This is a genomic window from Hymenobacter sp. (genome assembly GCF_036388155.1).
Classification (GTDB): domain Bacteria; phylum Bacteroidota; class Bacteroidia; order Cytophagales; family Hymenobacteraceae; genus Hymenobacter.
Map to the genome: position 1 here is coordinate 1 of NZ_DASVSI010000012.1, position 19,136 is coordinate 19,136.

Sequence of the window (19,136 nt, forward strand, 5' to 3'; positions counted from 1 at the left end):
AACGCAGCGTCGCCGAGTATTTTGATTACTACAATCACGAACGGCTGCATTCCAGCATCGACTACCAGACGCCCTATCACCCTCACCAACAGCTTCTTCAACTTAGTGCCCTAAACTGTCCAGCGTAACTAGACCACCTCAAATTTATATGAGCTTTACGCTCTTATACATACTGCAAACGACTTCTTGCAGTATGTGGAATCCATTCTCTTCATACCGCTATCGATTTCCAACGCTGCCTGTCAACTTCCTACGCTACCGCCAGCGCCAGCAGCAGCCCCGCCAGCGTAGCCCCCAGCTTGGGCCAATTCAGCCGGTGCTCGGGGCTGGTTTCGAAGAGGATGGTGGTGGAAACGTGCAGGAAGTTGCCCGCCACGAGCCCCAGCAGCGTGGCGTAGAGGCCGCCGCTCAGCAGCTGTTCCAGCGCCACGTAGTTGCTCACGAGGATGCCCACCGGCGAGGCCAGCGCAAACACCAGCAGCCAGGGCCACACCCGGTTGAAGCTGCCAAACCGCAGCCGCAGCAGCGTGGCCAGCGCAAACGCCGCCGGCATGTGGTGCAGGGCCACGCCCACCACTATGGCGTAGAAGTTCTGGCTCATGTGGCCCACCTCGGGGGTATGCACCAAGATGCTGCCTTCCAAAAACGAGTGCACCACCAAGGCGCCCAACAGCAGGAAGGGAACCCGGGCGCCCGCGTCGTGCGGGCCGTGCGCCGGTTCGTGGTGCACGTGGCCGTGCTCTACGCCCTGCGAAAGCACTTCCAGCAGCAGCTGGCCAAAAAAGCCGGCCAGCACCCAGTAGCCCACGCGCGTGGGGTGCTCGGGGAGCATTTGCAGGGCTTCGGGCAGAATGTGCGTGACGGTGAGCGTGAACAAGTACGCCCCGCTAAAAGCCAGTAGCGGCTTCAGCCACTGGCTGCCCCGCGCCACGGGCACCCGCGCCGCCGCCGCGCCGGCGCCGAGCACCGTGAGCAGCAGCAAAAAAATAGCAAACCCCATCAGAGAAAAATGAAGAATGAAGAATGAAGAATGAGGAATGAATCGGGCCCGAGGGCTCGTTCTTCATTCCTCATTCTTCGTTCTTCATTCAAAGAAAGCGGCCGGCTTGCTCCCGTTAACCGGTGAGCAGCGCGGCTACTCGAAAAGACGTTGCGGCGACGTGGCCAGCCGCTTAGCGCTGTACCTCGTGGCCGTCCGCCGTGGTGTCGGCCTGGCTGGACTTGCCGGCGTCGTTCATCTTGCCGCGCTTGCGCAGGCCTTCCTCGGCGTTGGCCGTAATGGCCGACTCGGCCGACGGCTTGGGGCGCTGGTCCAAATCAGCTGCCGAGCTGATGGGCTTGGTGATGGCGCCGCCCTTGGCCTGGTTGGGGGCGTACACGGTGTTCTGGTCGAAATTGTCGGACGGCCGCGTGCCGGGCGCAATCATGTCGAGCGATACTTTGTCGTCGGGCCGCCAGTCGGAGGGCTCGCTGCTGCAAGACGACAGGGCCAGAGAAGCGGCAGCCGCGGCCAGCAACAGGGTGTGGGTCAATTTCATCGGGGTAAAATTAGCAGGGTAAGAAAAGACGAGATAACGTGGGCCGCGCAGCGCGGCCCGGCCTCCCAAAACGGCGGCGAGCCTTACACGGTTGTGGCGCCGGCCTCGGCCGGCAACAGGTTTTTGCGCCGCAGCAGGGCCTCGAACAACTTCACATCGTTGGGCGAATTGAAGATGCGCTGGGGCAAATGTAAAAACACCGGCACGTCGAACGTGCGCGCCAGCCACAGGCGCCACGCCGCCAGGCCTTCCGGCGGGGTGCCCGGCTTGAGGTAGAGCAGGTAGGCGTCGGGGTCGCGACGGGCGCGGCCTATCATGTCCCAGGTCAGCTGCATGGCTTTTTCGGGGCCCACGCGCAGCAAGAGCTGCTTCTGGTCCATCTCGAAGCTCATGCGCTCAAACAAGGGCTTGCTCTGCTCCATCTGCGTCACGCCGGTCACCTGGGCCGAGCGGAACAGCACAAACAGCACCGTGAGCACCACGGCCAGCACCAGCCACCACCACGAGGGCGCAAAAATGGCGGGCAGCAGGCCCAGGGCAAACGGAATCAGGGCGTACACCCAGTCTTTCTTCCACACTTCGCCCATCACCATGCGGGTGTAGGCGTCGGTAGTGAGTTGCGATTTCTTGGTGCGAATGGCCAGCGGCGAAGCCTGCTGGGCCTGGCGGAAGCCGCCGCCTCCGCCGCGTTGGTTGGGTTGGTTCATGGTTGGTTGTCAGGTGTTAGTTGTCAGGTTCCTGCTGTTGGTGTCATCGGTGTTTCCTGACAACTAACAACCAATGACTGACAACTAGTTTAATACGCTTTCAAGCTCAAATCGAGGCTTTTTACGGAGTGGGTGAGGGCGCCCACCGAGATGTAGTCGACGCCGGTGCGGGCCACGCTGGCAATGGTTTGCTCCGTGATGCCGCCGCTGGCTTCCGTGGGGAAACGGCCGTCGATGAGCGCCACGGCTTCGCGCAGCTGCTCGGGGGGCATGTTGTCGAGCATGATGCGGGCTATGCAGCCAGCGTCCAGCGCCTGCTGCACTTCGGCCAAGGTCCGGGTTTCGATTTCGATGGGCATCTGGCGGCCGGTTTGGGCCAGGTAGGCGCGCGAGGCGGCAATGGCCTGGGCCACGCCGCCGGCATAGTCCACGTGGTTATCCTTCAGGATAATCATGTCGAAGAGCCCGTAGCGGTGGTTCACGCCGCCGCCAATGAGCACGGCCCACTTCTCGCACAGGCGGAAGTTGGGCGTGGTTTTGCGGGTGTCGAGCAGTTTGGCCTTGGTGCCGGCCAGCAGCGTGTTGAGGTGCGCCGTGTAGGTGGCGATGCCGCTCATGCGCTGCATGCAGTTGAGCACCAGCCGCTCGGCCGTGAGAATGCTGCGCGCGGGCCCTTCCACCGTGAAGGCGATGTCGCCGTGTTTTACCGGCGTGCCGTCGGCGAGCAGCGGCGTGAGGGTCAGGGCCGAATCCACGGCGTGGAAGATGAGCGGGGCCAGGGCCGCGCCGGCCAGCAGGCCTTCGCCCTTTACCAGCAGGTGGGCGCGGTTGTGGGCGTCGGCCGGGATGGACGACAGGGCCGAATGGTCGCCGTCGCCCACATCCTCGGCCAGCGCCGTGCGGATGAAGGTAGCCAGCGCCTCGGGCGTGAGGTAGGAAGCTTGGGGGATTTGCACGGCGCAAAGGTACGCCCCCTGCCTTTGCGGATAAAAACGAACTGCCAGAAGAACCGCCCGTGCGGCGACATAAAAAAAGCCCCAACCTGGAAAGGTTGGGACTACAGATTATTCTTTAGTAAAATCCATGGTGTCAATCTCGGGCGCCCCGCGGGAGGGCTTCAGCTTGACGAACACCCGGTAGGTGCCGCTGGCGCCGGTATAGCGGCCAATGGCGTACTGAATGTGCTCGCGGCTCTCGCCCTGGTGAATAAACTCAAAGCTGCTCGGCGCATTCTTGCCAAAAAAGTCTTTCACGACGATTTCGGCCTGCGTGGAATTGTAGGTTTTTTTATCGCCGTCGAAGCCAATCTCTACGGTAGAGGCCAGGTACTGCGACAGCTCGCGGGACGAACCGTTGCGAATGGCGCTGCGCACCGGCGCCAGGTTGTCGGCCTGCGCCTGGGCGGCGCCGGCACCAAAGAGGAATAGCCATCCTAAAAATAGCGTCCTAATCAAATAACGTTTCATTTATCGGAGTAATAAGTGCGTCATGCGCGGCGGGTTGAAAGCGAAAATGGTGCCAGTAAGTGAAAGGGACTGTTAAACAATCCGTAAACCAAGTTAACGGCCAAGTGGCCGCAACGTTGGGCAAGAGGCAACAGGAAATAGCCCGCGAAGGTAGATAATTCCAACCTGAAGGCGAGGCACCCGTATCTTTACGCCATGAATAAACAGGTTTTGTTGGTGATTCTGGACGGATGGGGAATTGCGCAGAATTCGGCGGTTTCGGCGGTGGATGCAGCCAATACGCCATTCTATCACGCGCTGTTGCAGCGTTTTCCGCATAGCAGGCTGCAAGCGTCGGGCGAGGCCGTGGGCCTGCCCGAAGGCCAGATGGGCAATTCGGAGGTGGGCCACATGAACATCGGCGCTGGCCGGGTGGTCAACCAAGAGCTGGTGCGCATCGGCAAGTCCATCCGGGAGCGGAAGCTGGGCCAGATGCCGGCTTTGGTGAAAGCGTTTGAATACGCCGTGGCCAACGATAAGCCCCTGCACCTCATCGGCTTGCTGAGCGACGGCGGCGTGCACTCGCACATCGACCACGTGAAAGCCCTGTGCACCATTGCCTACGAAGCGGGCGTGCGACGCGTGTACGTGCATGCCTTCACCGACGGCCGCGACACCGACCCCAAAAGCGGCGTGCGCTACCTCAACGAGCTGGAGCAGTCGCTGGAACGGAGCGGCGCCAAAATCGCCTCGGTGGTGGGCCGCTACTACGCCATGGACCGCGACCGCCGCTGGGAGCGCGTGAAGGTGGCCTACGACTTGCTCACCCACGGCATCGGCACGCCGTCGCAAAACCTGATTCAAACCATTCAGGAGCAGTATAAAGAAGGGGTAACGGATGAATTTCTGAAACCCATCGTGAAAACGGGCGGCGACGGCCAGCCCCTGGCCACCATTCAGGAGGGCGACGTGGTGCTGTGCTTCAACTTCCGCACCGACCGCGGCCGCGAAATCACGGAGGTGCTGACCCAGCAGGACATGCACGCCTTCCAGATGCAGCGCCTCAACCTGCACTACCTCACCCTGACCAACTACGACGACACGTTTGTGGGCGTGACGCCGGTGTTCGAGAAGGACAACCTGGACAATACGTTGGGCCAAGTGCTGGCCGCGCACGGCAAAACCCAGATTCGCATTGCCGAAACCGAGAAGTACCCGCACGTCACGTTCTTCTTCTCGGGCGGCCGCGAGACGGAGTTTGAAGGCGAAAAGCGCATCCTGCGGGCCTCGCCCAAAGTGGCGACTTACGACCTACAGCCCGAAATGAGCGCCGCTGACCTGCGCGACGCCCTCATCCCAGAGTTGCAAGCCAAGTCGGCCGACTTTATCGTGCTCAACTTTGCCAACCCCGACATGGTGGGCCACACCGGGGTGTTTGAAGCCGTGGTGAAGGCCGTGGAAACCACCGACGCCTGCGCCCAGGCCGTGGTGGAAACGGCCCTGGCCAACGGCTACGCCAGCATCATCATCGCCGACCACGGCAACGCCGAGTTCATGCGCAACGCCGACGGTTCGCCCAACACCGCGCACACCACCAACCTGGTGCCCTGCATCCTGGCTGACCCCGATTACGTGGGCACCCTGGCCGACGGCAAGCTCGGGGACCTGGCTCCCACGATTCTCGAATTGATGGGCTTGCCCCAACCCGTGGAAATGACGGGTCAGAGCTTGTTGCGTCGCAGCGTTGCAACTGTACCGAATGCGTAAGCGCAAGGCCAGGCCAGTAAGCCTTGTACCCCGAAATTTCATTTCGGCCCGTCAATACGTTTCCATGGGCCGAAATGAAATTTCGGGGTACTCGTTCCTAATAGGACTGGTAGCGGTGTGGACGCTGGCCGGCTGTGGCGACTCCGCGCCGGCAGCCGCGCCAAACCGGCGCCCGCTGTACTTCGATGTGAAGGGCTTGCTGACGCAGCAGGTGGAGCAGTTGGCCCAACGCCGGGCTGCTGTGACCAAGCAGGTTAGCCTGCGCGGTGGCGCTCTGGAAACGGTGCGCGTGCCCGCTGTGAAGTGGAACGATGAGCTGCAAATCTTCTTTCAGGCCGACATCAACAAAGCCGCGCTGCGAGGCGCCTACCGCGTCGACTCGATGCCGATGCCCAATGGGCTTTTGCGCCGGACCTACACCCGGCTGCCCGGGCAGCCCAATGCGCCCGTGGCCCGCCTGACCGTGGTGCAGCAAGGCGCGGTGGCGCAGGAAGTGGCCGCAACCATCGTGCAGGACAACCCGCTGTTTTCAGCGCAAAAGCAACTGCGGTTTCAGCTGCAGGACGGCAAGCTGCGCCGCTACGAGGTAGTGGGTACCCAGAAACTGGTGCTCTTTGACACCCTGCGCTACGCTGCCAGCGGGCAGGTGGAGTAGGGGAGCAGCGTGGGTAGCCGTTGCTCTATGGCTTGAACTCGTAGGCACCCATGCTCGGCTGCGCGAGGCGTTGCAGGTTCAACAAATCCGGTAAATGCGGGGGAGGCCCCGCGGCCACACTCCGACGGACTGCCGACGGCGAAGTGAGTTGCAGGCTATAGTCGGGGCGACTGCTGACCAGCGACGTGCGCTTAAATAAAGGGTCCTCGTTGACCAGGTTGTTGGCGCTCGCGCCCCCTATTACCGAGGGCGTGGTGGCGTATTCCTTGGTTCGCAGCAAGGAGTTGGTGATGACGACCTTGTAATCGGCCGCCGTGCCCGTGTAGTTTTTAAAGAACAGCTCGTCGTCGAACGAGCCCCACACGATGGAATTGCGAATGCGGATGTCGGTGAACAGCTTCACCCGCTCGTCGGTTGCTTTCTCGTTGGTGAAGCTGAACGAGGAGGTTTCGCGGCGGAAAGAAGGCGTGAAATTGGCCACCGTGCAAAAGTTGAAATCGTACACGCCGCCGCCCACGCCCACCACAGCGTACTCACCGCAGTTCGTGAACAGGCAGTTGGTGGCCGTGACGTCGCCCGAGTAGCTGATGACCCCACCGCCGGCGCTAGCCGTGGCATTAGCGAAGGATATATTGGAACCCGATATGTTCTTAATGACCGTGTTTTCGAGCCTCAGGTTGGGGCGCGCGTTGGGGTCACCCTCGGGGTTGAAAAGCAGTGTGCCAAATGTGGCGTTCTTGATTTCGGCGTAGCGAATGCGGTTGCCGCTGCTCCCGGCCGTGAACACAATGCCGCCCCACTGGCCTGGTATATCTGCGTAGAACGGCTCCAACCGGTCGCCCTGAAAGCGCACAATGTTGGGGTTGGTGGCTTTCACCGTATCTGTCGGGCCGGTGCCGGGCAAGAAGTTCTGGCCTACCAGCAGCCGCCCGCCTACCAGTAGGAGGGCGCCAGCGTGGGAGTAGATGCGGGCGCCACTCGGGATGGTGAGCGTTGCCTGGGGCTCAACCAGCACGCCGAAGGTGGAAGGCGCCGTTTGACCGCGAAGCACCTTGCTGGCATTGAAAATGACGTGCGGCTTATCGGTGCGCCAAGTGGTGTTGGCACTGATGATATCGGCGCGGTGGAAGTAGGCGTTTTGCCCATAAGCCACCAGCTTGGCGCTCTGCTCGTTGCCGTTGGTGCGGAAGCGGACTTCATCGGTCACAATGAACTGCTTGGGCGTTGTGGCCTGGCCGTTGTCGCCGAGCACGGCGCGCACCAGCACCAGCAGGCTGTCTTTGCCCCGAATGGTCACGCCGCCCACGGCAGGGCCCGCGTCGCCGTTGATGACCAACGAATACGTGCTGCCCGCGGTGCCGCCCAGGCTCACGTCGGTTTTTACGGCGCCCGCGTTGCGGTTGTACACCCACAGGCGTTTCGTCACGGTTTTGATGGTGGTGAACACCGTGTCAAAAAGCACCGTGTCGGCCGCTAATTCCAAGCTGCCCGATGTTTGCACCATGTCTTCCTTGGGCTCGCAGCCGGGCAGGAAGGTGAGCAAACAACTGAGAACGATGAACAGCGGGAAGAGGTGACGCATAAGGTAGCGAGAGGCGGTCAACTCCCCTCCTTACCAAGGGAGGGGACGCGGCGCAAAGCGGCCGCTGGGGTGGTTGTGAACGTTGAACGAAGCCGGAACGACCGCCGGAACGAAAAAGTGTGCTTGTGCTCCGCCGTGCGGGGTTGGGGAATGTTGACCCTGAGAACCGTTCGTCCATCGTTCAACGCCCACAACCACCCCCGTTTTTGCTGCGCAAAAACTCCCCTCCTTGGCAAGGAGGGGAGTGTGCTGGTCCTACTTTTTACTTCGTCACGCCTTCCTGCAGGCGCTCGGCGCTTTCGGCGATGCGGAGCTGCTCCACAAAGTCGTCCACGTTGCCTTCCATCACGCTGGCCAGGTTGTACACCGTGTAGCCGATGCGGTGGTCGGTCACGCGGCCCTGGGGGTAGTTGTAGGTCCGGATTTTGTCGGAACGGTCGCCGCCGCCAATCATGCTTTTGCGCACCAGGCCGTCGGCTTCGTTCTTCTTGGCCAACTCCATCTCGTACACGCGGGAGCGCAGCACGGCCAGGGCTTTGTCGAAGTTCTTGAGCTGCGACTTCTGGTCCTGGCACTGGGCCACGAGGCCCGAGGGCAAGTGGGTGAGGCGCACGGCCGAATAGGTCGTGTTTACAGACTGGCCGCCGGGGCCGCTGGAGCAGAAATAGTCCTTGCGAATGTCGCTCATGTTGAGTTCGATATCGAACTCTTCGGCTTCCGGAATCACCACCACCGAAGCCACGCTGGTGTGGATGCGGCCCTGGGTTTCGGTGGCCGGCACGCGCTGCACGCGGTGCACGCCGCTCTCAAATTTGAGCTTGCCGTACACGTCCTCGCCGCGCACGCCCACAATGATTTCCTTGTAGCCGCCCGCCGTGCCTTCCATGGCGTCGATGAGCTCCATTTTCCAGCCCTGCTTTTCAGCAAAGCGCATGTACATGCGTTGCAAGTCGCCGGCAAAAATGGCCGCTTCGTCGCCGCCCGCGCCGGCCCGGATTTCCATGATGACGTCTTTCGAGTCGTTGGGGTCCTTGGGCAGCAGCAGGTCTTTGATGACTTCTTCGAGGCGCTCCTGCTCGGGCTGCAGCTCGTCGAGCTCGTCCTTGGCCATCTGGCGGAAGTCTTCGTCTTTCTCGGTGGAAACCACCGCGCGGGCGTTTTCAATGTTGCTGAGCACGCTTTGATACTTGCGGTACTCGGCCACAATCTTGCCCAAATCCTTATATTCTTTGTTGAGTGCCTTGTAGCGTTTTAAGTCCGACATAACGTCGGGCTGCATCAATTCCTCGTTGACGTTTTCGTAACGTTGGCTGATGGCTTCTAATTTATCTAGCATCGGGTGTTCGGTATTTAGTCAGTAGTCTGCAAAGATACTGAATCTAAACACCGCTATGTAGGCCAGACGTTCCTTCGGAGCAAGGGTCAGGCAGCAAGACACGCGAGCCAGCGCCCTTTGTGCCCTACACCGCTGGCTGACCGGCAGAGACGACGCACCCACGGTAGCCTATGTTTCTCAACATAAAGGCAAAAGCTGCCGTGTTTTGCAGTAGCTTGCTGGAGAAATTCAATTTTAGCTATAATTAATTCCAGCCGCGGGAAGTAGCTCTCTGCGTGGTGCCGCTTGCTGCCTATGCGCTACACTGTACTGCTTCTGAGCCTGTGGCTGCTGATTCCAGCTGTTGGGGCCACTGCCCAAACCCCCGACACGCTAGCTCCGCTGGTCAAAAGCACGCGCTTGCTGTTTGGCAAAGCCTGGCGCGTGCGGGCCGGCGACAACCCGGCCTGGGCCCAACCCGGCTTCGATGCCAGCGCCTGGGACACCCTCAACCTAGCCCAACTCGACGGCCCCTTGCCGCGAGCCACCCAAGCAGAGGTGTACTGGCTGCGGCGGCGCTTCCGGCTCGCCGACAGCCTGCGCCAGCGGGCGCTCGTGTTCCAGCTTTACCGGTTGGGCACGGCCGACGTGTACCTCAACGGCCGGCTGCTGACCGACAGCACCCGCCGCAACCGGGTGCGGGGCCTGGGCCAGGCCCCTGGCCTGCTGGAAGTGCCCGCCCAGGGGCCGGCCGTGCAGGTGCTGGCCGTGCGCTACCGACCCTGGCAGCCGCCGCGCTGGCTGCTGGGGGTGCCGCCGGGGCCACGGCTTTCTATGCGGCTGCTTACCGGGCCGCAGCAGCAACAGGGGGAGGCCGAACGGGCGACTGCGACCGCGCTCTATTGGGTGATGGCCGCGGTGTTTCTACTGCTGGCCCTATTGCATTACACCTTCTACCTCTACAACCCCACGCAGCGGGCCAACCGCTATTTTGCCCGTTACGCCCTGGCCCTGAGCTTATCCTTCGGGTGCACGACCTACGGCGGTGCTTTTACTGCCTTGCTGCCGTCGTGGCAATGGGCCCTGGCCGTTTGGGTTGTGCAATTTGGGTTGCTGTGGGGGGGGCTTCTGTGGTTCGTGCGGGCCGTGTATGCGCTGTTCAGCTTCCGGCCCGGCCGGGTGTGGGCGGGCCTGCTGCTGAGCGGGGGCGTACTGCTGCTGGCCCAGCTCACGACGCTGGTATCGCGCTGGTACCTGTACCCGCTGCTGGTTTTTGGGGTGCTGGTGCTGGCCGAGGAGCTGCGCCTGACGGGGCAGGCCCTGCGCCGGCGCCGGCGCGGGGCGGGCCTCATCGCCGGCGGTTTCGCCGCCGGGCTGCTGCTGATGCTGGGCTACATCGGGCTGCGGGTAGCGGGGATACGGCCGCCGGGCGTGACGGGAGACCTGATGCTGTTGTCCAGTGTCGTATTTCCGGCGCTGGGCATCTCCTTATTTCTAGCCCGCGAGTTTGCCCTTGATTCCGAGTTGCTGCTGGTCAAGTTGGGCGAAGTAGAACGGCTTTCGACTCAAACCATAGCCCAGGAACAGGAAAAGCAAGCCCTGCTGGCCGCCCAGAACGAGACCTTGGAGCAGCAGGTGCAGCAGCGCACCGGCGAGCTGCAACGCTCCCTGACCGACTTGCGCGCCACCCAGGCCCAACTGATACAGAAAGAAAAGATGGCTAGCCTGGGCGAGCTCACGGCTGGCATCGCGCACGAGATTCAGAACCCGCTCAACTTCGTCAACAACTTCTCGGAGGTATCGAGCGAACTGATGAGCGAGCTTGAAGAAGCCCAGGCCGCCGGCGACGCGGAAGAGGTCGCGGCCCTGGCGGTGGACGTGCGGCAGAACCTGGGCAAAATCACCGAGCACGGGCGCCGCGCCGCGGCCATCGTCCGCGGCATGCTCGAACACTCGCGCACGAGTGCCGGCGAGCGGACGCCCACGGACGTCAACCGCCTGGCCGACGAGTACCTGCGCCTGGCCTATCAGGGCCTGCGCGCCAACGACAAGACTTTCAACGCCGCGCTGCACACGGATTTTGCGCCAGAGCCGGCCCCGGTGAACATCGTGGGGGCCGACGTGGGCCGGGTGCTGCTCAATCTGTTCGGCAACGCGTTCTACGCCGTGCGCCAGCGCCAACGGGCCGGTGAGGCGGGCTACGCGCCCACCGTGAGCGTGTCGACCCAGCGGGTGAACGGGCACGTGGCCATCCGGGTGACGGACAACGGCACGGGCATGTCGGCCGCGGTGCAGGCCAAGATTTTCCAACCCTTTTTCACCACCAAGCCCACCGGCGAGGGCACAGGACTGGGTTTGTCCTTGAGCCACGACATCATTGCCCAAGGCCACGGCGGCACCCTCACCGTGGAAAGCGCGGTGGGCGAGGGCACCGCCTTTACCATTTGCTTACCCACTTCCCCCGTTTAGTCAATGCGCGCATTTCTACTCCGCCTCTTTTGCAGCCTGGTGTTGCTGTTGCTGTTGGGTCCGGCGGTACGGGCCCAGCCTAGCCCGGCCGACAAGGCCCAGTTCCAGCGCCGGCTGCGCGCCATCCGCTTCGACCACCGCTACTGGGACGCGCGGCCCGATTCGTTGCGGCGCGTGCTCGCTAGGCAGCGCGTGGACTCGCTGCGCCTGCAAACTATTGAGCACCTGCTGCACATAACGAGCACGACGGAGGCGGAAGACCAGGATGCCCTGGCTTTGGCCGCCCGGCTGCACTACCCCGAAGAGGAAGCGTTGCACCTGATTTTGGCAGGTGACAAACTAGCAGCCACGAAACCCCTGAATCTGTCAGCCTTGCTTGATAACGCACAGGCTGTTGTGAACTACTACGATGCCCTGGGGCCCGCCCCGCAGCCCTTGCTGCTTGCGAGCGTTCGAACTATCTACGACCATTTGCAACAGCCGGAAGCAAAGCGGGTGTACTTCCAGCAAAAGCTGGCTTACTACCAGCAGCACGGGCCGGTGGAGAACGTGGCCACGTGTTACCGCGTCCTGGGTGGCTATTACGGCTCGCAGGGCGACTACAACCAAGGTATTAGCTACCGGCTGCGGGCAACTGAACTGTACCGCAACTTCTCCAATTTTTGGCACTACAATGAGATTGGCGTGATTGGGGCTCAGTACGCCGATTGGGGCAACAGTGCCCGCGCCTTGCCCTATTTGCAACAGGCGGCTAGCTGGCGGGGCGTCAGAACTGGTAGCTGGGCATTCCTAAACCGCAGCATTGCCAGCATCTACCAGCGGCAAGGGCGCTACGCGCTGGCCCTGCGTTACACAACTCTGGCGCTACGCCCCCGCACGCCGAGCGACACGGTGGCAGCTAGTGAGAAAGCCGTGGGCCTAGTACAGCAAAGTGCTGTGCTGCTGGCCTTGGGTCGGGCGGCTGAGGCGCGCCCCTTGCTGCAGCACGCCCAGCATCTGGTTGATTCGCTGCAACTACCTCTGTTTTCAAGTAGGGGGAGCTGCGAATTAAATGCCACCTGGGCAGGGTACTACGCGGCCACAGGCGACTACTCCCGCGCGGAGGCAGCCTGGCAAACGGCCTACCGCCAAGCCCAGCAGGAACACCAGACGCCGTTGCGCTTGGCCTACCTGCAGGCCCTGGCTCGCTTCTACCAGCAGCGCGGCCAGCCCGCTCGCGCTACACCGTATGCCCTGGCCGCGCTGAGCCTGACCGACACGCTCAATACGGCCCAAGCCGCTACCCGCGTGGCCCAGTACGAACTCACCCAAGCTGACCGCGCCCAAGCCACGCGCATTGCCGGCCTGCGCGCCGAGCAGGCACAAGCCGCCGCCCGGGCGCGGCGCCAGCGTTGGGTGCTGGGCGGCGTGCTGGTGGTACTGGGGTTGTTGGCCGGGCTGGGCTTCGTGCTCTGGCGCGCCAACCGCCAAAAGCAGCGGGCCAACGCGGCCCTCAACCGCCTCAACGAAGCCGTCACGGCCCAAAAAGGGGAGTTGCAAGTGCAGCGTGACCAGCTTGATACTTCGCTCACGGAGCTGCGCACCACGCAGGCCCAGCTCATCCAGAAGGAGAAGATGGCCAGCCTAGGCGAACTCACGGCCGGAATCGCGCACGAAATTCAGAACCCGCTCAACTTCGTCAACAACTTCTCGGAGGTGAGCGCCGAGCTGCTCGACGAGCTGGCCGAGGAGCAAGCCCGTCCGGAACGCGACCCGGCCCTGGAAACGGAGCTGCTGGGCGACTTGCGCAGCAATTTGACCAAGATTACGGAGCACGGCAAACGGGCGGCGGGCATCGTGCGGGGCATGCTGGAGCACAGCAGCCCCAGCACCGGCGAGCGCCAGCCCACCGACCTCAACGCCTTGTGCCAAGAGTACCTGCGCCTGACCTACCAGGGCCTCCGCGCCAAGGACAAGAGCTTTAATGCAGAGCTGAAAACGGATTTGGCGCCCGACTTGCCGCTGGTCGAGGCCGTGGGGGCCGACCTGGGCCGGGTGCTGCTCAACCTGTTCGGCAACGCCTTTTACGCCGTGCGCCAGCGCCAGCGGGCCGGTGAGGCGGGCTACGCGCCCACCGTGAGCGTGTCGACGCAGCGGGTGAACGGGCACGTGGCCATCCGGGTGACGGACAACGGCACGGGCATCCCCGACGGCGTCAAGCAGAAAATCTTCCAGCCCTTCTTCACGACCAAGCCCACGGGCGAAGGCACCGGGCTGGGCCTGTCGCTGAGCCACGACATCGTGACCCAAGGCCACGGCGGCACGCTCACCGTGGAAAGCCAGGAAGGACAAGGCACCACTTTTTCCCTCAAGTTGCCCAACGTCCTCTCGTCCTGAGCACCCAACCGAACAGGCAGTCATGCCGAGCGCCTATTCGCTACGTGAGCCGCCGCTAACGTTTTGCTTAACCAGCTCACGGTCCTGCTTGGCGGCTATGGTCCCTTCGCTCAACTCGGCCCAAAGGCATACCGGCGATGTACAACTTGCACGGCCAAGCAGTACATTGCGCGGGTCTGTACCGCCTCGCCCGGAAGGGGGAGGGGTCGCGGACAGGGGTTTCAGCAACGTTTCTGGCCCGGGCAACCTGTTTTTGCGCTCCTTCGGCGCTCCGAGGCCAGTTGGGTAGCGGTTGGTTTAGGCCGGCTGTGGGCTTGGGTGCTGCGGCCGGAGCGGGCGCAATTCTCAAAGCGACATCCCGCTTATGCAAGTATTGAAGTTTGGGGGCACCTCCGTGGCCTCCGCCGAGAACATTCAGAAATCCATCGCCATTGTGGCCGCTGCCGCGGAACACGGCCCGGTGGTAATGGTCGTGTCCGCTCTCGGCGGCACCACGGATGCGTTGATTGGCGCCGGCCGCATTGCCGCGCAAGCCGACGAGACCTACCGCGAGGCGCTGCAGCAGCTGGAGCAACGGCACGTAGCCGCCGCCCAGCACTTGCTGGACAATGCCGGCGGTCAGCCCACCGCCGTGGCCCTGATTCAAGCGCAGTTTGAGGAGCTGCGGCACCTGTGCAACGGCATTTTTGCCCTGGGTGAATTGTCGAACCGCACCCTCGACAAGTTGATGAGCTACGGCGAGTTGCTGTCGTCGCGCCTGATTGCGGCCGCGGCCCAAGCCCAAGGATTAGATGCGGAGTGGGCCGATGCCCGGCAGCTTATCCAGACCAATTCCCGCTTCGGCATGGCTGAAGTGAACGTGGCCGCCACTGAAAGGTGCGTAGCTGATTTCAAGGCCAGCACTTCGGCCCGTATCTGGGTTGTGCCTGGCTTCATTGCGGCCGACGCCCACGGCACGGCCACCACGCTCGGCCGCGGCGGCTCCGACTACACCGCCGCCCTGTTGGCCGCGGCCCTCAACGCCGACAAGCTGGAAATCTGGACCGACGTGAGCGGCATGATGACCGCCGACCCGCGCCTGGTGCGCAACGCCCGGCCCATTGCGCGCATTTCGTACCACGAGGCCATGGAGCTGTCGCACTTCGGCGCCAAGGTGCTCTACCCGCCCACCATTCAGCCGGTGATGCGGCAAGGCATTCCGCTCTGGATTAAAAACACCTTCGCGCCCGACGACTACGGCACGCTGGTGGAAGTGGAGCCGCCCCGCGCGCCAGCCGTCATTCAGGGCATTTCCAGCATCGGCAACCTGACCTTGCTCAACCTGGAAGGCAGCGGCATGGTGGGCATTCCGGGCTTCTCCATGCGGCTGTTTGCGGCCCTGGCCCGCGAGCGCATCAACGTGGTGCTCATCACCCAAAGCTCGTCGGAACACTCCATTTGCGTGGGCGTGAACGCGCAGGACACCGAGCCGGCCCAGGTGGCCGTGGACGAGGAGTTTGCCGTAGAAATTGCGGCCGGCCGTATCGAGCCGTTGCGGCCCGAGCGGGGCCTGGCCATTGTGGCGCTGGTGGGCGACAACATGAAGGACCACCCTGGCATCAGCGGCAAGCTATTCGGCGCGCTGGGCCAAAACGGCGTCAACATTCGGGCCATTGCGCAGGGCGCTTCGGAGAAAAACATCTCGACCGTCATTCGGGCCGAAGACGTGCGCAAGGCCATCAACGTGCTGCACGAAGCCTTCTTCGAGGCCACCAAGAAGCAGGTCAACCTGTTTATTCTGGGGCCGGGCAACGTGGGCAGCAAGCTGCTGGGGCAACTGGCGCAGCAGCAGCAGCACCTGCTCGAAAAGCTGGGCCTGCAGGTGCGCGTGGTGGCCATTGCCAACAGCCGCCACTGCCTGGTGAACGAAGCCGGCCTCGACCTCACGGCCTGGCCCGAAGCGCTGGCCGAAGCGCCGGCGCAGTCGCTGGAGGAATTCACCAAGCTTATCATCGACCGCAACCTGCGCAATTCCATTTTTGTGGACGTGACGGCCAACCCCGCCGCGGCGAGCTGCTACCCCGGTTTGCTGGAGAAAAGCATTGCCGTGGTGGCTTGCAACAAGGTGGCTGCTTCCGCCGATTACGCCAGCTACGCCCGCCTGAAAAGCCTCTCCAAGGAATTCAACGCCAGCTTCCTGTTCGAAACCAACGTGGGCGCCGGCCTGCCCGTCATCGGCACGCTCAACGACCTCACGCGCAGCGGCGACGTGGTGCGGCGCATGGAGGCCGTGCTCTCCGGCACGCTCAATTTCGTGTTCAACAACTACGACGGCAGCCGGCCCTTTGCCGAAGTGGTGCGCCAGGCCCAGGACGAAGGCTACACCGAGCCCGACCCGCGCCTCGACCTGAGCGGCAGCGACGTGGCCCGCAAAATCCTCATTCTGGCCCGCGAAGCCGGCCAGGTAATGGAAATGAGCGACATCACCATCGAAGGCTTCCTGCCACCAGCGTGCATGGAAGGCGACGTGGAAGCTTTCTACGCCCAGATGGCCGCGCACGAACCCCATTTCCGGGCCCTCTACGACGCGGCGCAAACGGCCGGCAAGCGCCTCAAATTTGTGGCGCGCTACGCCGACGGCCGCGCCGCCGTGGGCCTGCAAGCGGTGGCGCCGGGCCACGACGTGTACGACCTGCGGGGCAAGGACAACGTGGTGCTCTTCTACACCGACCGCTACGTGGAGCAGCCGCTCGTAGTGAAAGGCGCCGGCGCCGGGGCCGAAGTCACCGCCTCCGGCGTATTTGCCGACATTGTTCGCGCCGCAAGGCTGTGAGCCAATGAGGAAGGAAGAATGAGGAATGAAGAATTGCTTCGCCTGATTCATCGGTAACAATTCCTCATTCTTCATTCCTCATTCTTCATTGATGACTGTTCTTGTTCATTCTCCTGCCACGCTTTCCAACCTTGGCTGCGGCTTCGATGTGCTGGGCTTAGCCCTTGAAGCTCCCTACGATGCCATTCGCCTGCACCGGACCGATGAGCCCGGCATCCGCATCCAGCACCTCGACTCCTACAACCTGCCCACCGACCCAGCTCACAACGTAGCCGGCGTTGCCTTGCAGGCGCTGCTACGCCAGGTGCCGGAGCAAATAGGTTTCGACGTGGAAATCACCAAAGGCATTAAACCAGGTAGTGGGGTGGGCAGCAGCGCAGCTAGCGCTGTGGGCGCGGTAGTGGCCGCCAATGCCTTGTTGGGACACCGGTTCAGTAAAATGCAGCTGGTCGATTTTGCCATGGAGGGCGAGGCCGTGGCCTCAGGTGCCCGCCATGCCGACAACATTGCGCCGGCTATGTTTGGCGGCTTCACGCTGGTGCGGGCTCTTGAACCGACGCTGGACATCGTGGCCCTGGCTGCCCCGCCGCTGTGGGTGGCCGTGGTGCACCCCCAGATTGAAGTGAAAACCAGCGACGCCCGCAAAGTGCTGCCCACGGCGGTGCCGCTGGGGCTAGCGGTGCGCCAGTGGGCCAACGTGGCCGGGCTAGTGGCCGGCTTTACTACTGCTGATTATGAGTTAATTGGTCGCTCGTTGGACGACTACATCGTGGAGCCCGCGCGCCTGCCGCTCATCCCCGGCTTGGCCGAAGCCCGGGTGCGGGCCCTGGCGGCGGGCGCCATTGGCGGCGGTATTTCCGGTTCGGGCCCGTCCATTTTCATGCTGAACAAAACCGAGGCGACGGCGCAAGCCGTGGGCGACGCCATGGGCAGCGTGTTCACAGAGTTGGGCATTGCGTTTAATGTGTACGTAGGGCCGGTGGGCACGGAAGGCGCGCGAGTAATACACGAATTATAATTTCCTATCATTTCACTCCGCGGACCTCAGCGCAACCACTGCGGACCTCCGCGAGCAACTGCGCTCAACCGGTTTTCTCGCAGAGGTCCGCAGTGGTTGCGCTGAGGTCCGCGGAGGCAAGATGTTCTCTTCAAATGAAATACTACAGCCTTCGCCATCAGTCCCCGCTGGTTGATTTTCGCCAGGCCACCATCACCGGGCAGGCGCCAGACGGCGGCCTGTATTTCCCCGAAACCATCCCGAAGTTCTTGCCCGGCTTCCGGCGTGAGCTGCGCACGCTAAGCAAAGCCACCGTAGCTCTGAACGTGATGCGCCCCTATGTGGGCAGCGCCATAGCTGAAGCCGACTTGCAGCGCATTTGCGCCGAGGCCGTGGACTTTGAATTCCCCTTGGTGCCGGTGGCGGAGGGCGTTTCGGCCCTGGAGCTGTTCCACGGGCCTACGCTGGCGTTTAAGGACGTGGGCGCGCGGTTTATGAGCCGCTGCCTGGGCTACTTCGCGCAGCGCGGCGACACCCCGCCCGTGACCGTGCTGGTGGCCACCTCTGGCGACACGGGCGGGGCGGTGGCCAGCGGCTTCCTAGGCGTGCCGGGCGTGGAAGTGGTGATTTTGTACCCCGCAGGCAAGGTGAGTCCGGTGCAAGAGCAGCAGCTCACCACGCTGGGCCAAAACATCACGGCGTTGGAAGTAAACGGCACGTTCGATGACTGCCAGGCGCTGGTGAAGCAGGCGTTTCAGGACCGTGAGCTGGCCCAGCAGCGCTTTCTTACTTCGGCCAATAGCATCAACGTGGCGCGCTGGCTGCCGCAGCAGCTGTACTACTGCTTTGCCTGGCAGCAGTGGCCGGCCGAGGCGCCCGCGCCGGTGGTGGCGGTGCCGAGCGGCAACTTTGGCAACCTGTGTGCCGGGCTGCTGGCCCAGGCGTCGGGGCTACCGCTGGGGCACTTCATTGCCGCCTGCAACGCCAACGAGCCCGTGCCGGCCTACCTGCGCACCGGCACGTTTACGCCGCGGCCGGCCGTGCCCACGTTTTCCAACGCCATGGACGTGGGCAACCCCAGCAACTTTGTGCGCATTCTGGAGCTGTTTGGCAACGACGTGACCAAGCTGCGGGCCGCGCTGCACGCCGAAACCGTGAGCGACGAAGACACCGTGGCGGCCATTCGCAGCGTGTGGAACGAGCGCGGCTACCTCCTGGACCCGCACGGCGCCGTGGCCTACACCGCGTTGCGGCGCTACCAGGCCCAGCACCCGGAGGCCGAAGGCCTGCTGCTGGCCACCGCCCATCCCGTCAAATTTCCTGACGTGGTGGAACCCATTCTCGGCCATGCCATCGAATTGCCAGCCGTGGTGCAAGCCTTGCAAGGCCGCGCCAAACGAAGCGTGCCGCTGGCGGTTAACTACGAAGAACTCAAAGCCTATCTGATGTAGAACGTGCTGCGGCGCTTTCCGG

At 62.9% G+C, this 19,136-nt stretch carries 15 protein-coding genes; 8 read left to right on the forward strand and 7 right to left on the reverse strand.

What is annotated here, in order from left to right:
- Window positions 1–128, forward strand: a 128-nt coding sequence (locus tag VF629_RS25730; RefSeq protein WP_414653840.1) for an integrase core domain-containing protein, incomplete at its 5' end; no start/stop codon positions are given.
- Window positions 129–250: 122 nt separating this feature from the next.
- Here the strand turns inward: VF629_RS25730 and VF629_RS01700 are convergent.
- The 5 genes from VF629_RS01700 to VF629_RS01720 form a co-directional block, all read right to left on the reverse strand.
- Window positions 251–1,000, reverse strand: a complete 750-nt coding sequence (locus tag VF629_RS01700; protein ID WP_331056710.1) for a ZIP family metal transporter — start codon at window positions 998–1,000, stop codon at window positions 251–253.
- Window positions 1,001–1,172: 172 nt separating this feature from the next.
- Entirely contained in the window at window positions 1,173–1,538 is a 366-nt protein-coding gene (locus VF629_RS01705; protein WP_331056711.1) for a hypothetical protein, read from the reverse strand.
- 83 nt (window positions 1,539–1,621) lie between these two features.
- Complete coding sequence (locus VF629_RS01710) at window positions 1,622–2,245, reverse strand: hypothetical protein (protein WP_331056712.1); 624 nt, start codon at window positions 2,243–2,245, stop codon at window positions 1,622–1,624.
- Window positions 2,246–2,334: 89 nt separating this feature from the next.
- Complete coding sequence (gene nadC / locus VF629_RS01715) at window positions 2,335–3,195, reverse strand: carboxylating nicotinate-nucleotide diphosphorylase (RefSeq protein ID WP_414653841.1); 861 nt, start codon at window positions 3,193–3,195, stop codon at window positions 2,335–2,337.
- A 114-nt stretch (window positions 3,196–3,309) separates the two neighbouring features.
- On the reverse strand, window positions 3,310–3,711 hold the full coding sequence (locus tag VF629_RS01720; protein ID WP_331056714.1) for a DUF4783 domain-containing protein: 402 nt from the start codon (window positions 3,709–3,711) through the stop codon (window positions 3,310–3,312).
- A gap of 195 nt (window positions 3,712–3,906) precedes the next feature.
- Between VF629_RS01720 and gpmI the strand changes: the two genes are divergently transcribed.
- On the forward strand, window positions 3,907–5,457 hold the full coding sequence (gene gpmI / locus VF629_RS01725) for a 2,3-bisphosphoglycerate-independent phosphoglycerate mutase (protein WP_331056715.1): 1,551 nt from the start codon (window positions 3,907–3,909) through the stop codon (window positions 5,455–5,457).
- A gap of 64 nt (window positions 5,458–5,521) precedes the next feature.
- A complete protein-coding gene (locus VF629_RS01730; protein ID WP_331056716.1) occupies window positions 5,522–6,112 on the forward strand; it encodes a hypothetical protein in 591 nt (196 codons plus the stop codon).
- 25 nt (window positions 6,113–6,137) lie between these two features.
- On the opposite strand, the gene VF629_RS01735 is transcribed toward VF629_RS01730, so the two are convergent.
- Both VF629_RS01735 and prfA read right to left on the reverse strand, forming a co-directional pair.
- Window positions 6,138–7,694 carry a hypothetical protein gene (locus VF629_RS01735; RefSeq protein ID WP_331056717.1) on the reverse strand — a complete coding sequence of 519 codons (1,557 nt, stop codon included), beginning with the start codon at window positions 7,692–7,694 and terminating at the stop codon, window positions 6,138–6,140.
- A gap of 262 nt (window positions 7,695–7,956) precedes the next feature.
- Window positions 7,957–9,030 (reverse strand): peptide chain release factor 1, encoded by a 1,074-nt coding sequence (gene prfA, locus VF629_RS01740; protein WP_331056718.1) that lies wholly within the window; start codon window positions 9,028–9,030, stop codon window positions 7,957–7,959.
- Between the two features lie 294 nt (window positions 9,031–9,324).
- On the opposite strand from prfA, the gene VF629_RS01745 reads away from it, so the two are divergent.
- The 5 genes from VF629_RS01745 to thrC all read left to right on the forward strand — a co-directional run bounded on the left by VF629_RS01745 (window position 9,325) and on the right by thrC (window position 19,114).
- Window positions 9,325–11,478 carry a sensor histidine kinase gene (locus tag VF629_RS01745; protein ID WP_331056719.1) on the forward strand — a complete coding sequence of 718 codons (2,154 nt, stop codon included), beginning with the start codon at window positions 9,325–9,327 and terminating at the stop codon, window positions 11,476–11,478.
- 3 nt (window positions 11,479–11,481) lie between these two features.
- Window positions 11,482–13,854, forward strand: coding sequence for an ATP-binding protein (locus tag VF629_RS01750; protein ID WP_331056720.1), 2,373 nt, complete (start codon window positions 11,482–11,484; stop codon window positions 13,852–13,854).
- Window positions 13,855–14,218: 364 nt separating this feature from the next.
- The gene (gene thrA, locus VF629_RS01755) at window positions 14,219–16,666 is read left to right on the forward strand and encodes a bifunctional aspartate kinase/homoserine dehydrogenase I (RefSeq protein ID WP_331056721.1); all 2,448 of its coding nucleotides are present in this window, start codon (window positions 14,219–14,221) and stop codon (window positions 16,664–16,666) included.
- Between the two features lie 91 nt (window positions 16,667–16,757).
- On the forward strand, window positions 16,758–17,684 hold the full coding sequence (locus VF629_RS01760) for a homoserine kinase (protein ID WP_331056722.1): 927 nt from the start codon (window positions 16,758–16,760) through the stop codon (window positions 17,682–17,684).
- A 134-nt stretch (window positions 17,685–17,818) separates the two neighbouring features.
- Entirely contained in the window at window positions 17,819–19,114 is a 1,296-nt protein-coding gene (gene thrC / locus VF629_RS01765) for a threonine synthase (protein WP_331056723.1), read from the forward strand.
- Window positions 19,115–19,136 lie beyond the last annotated feature (22 nt).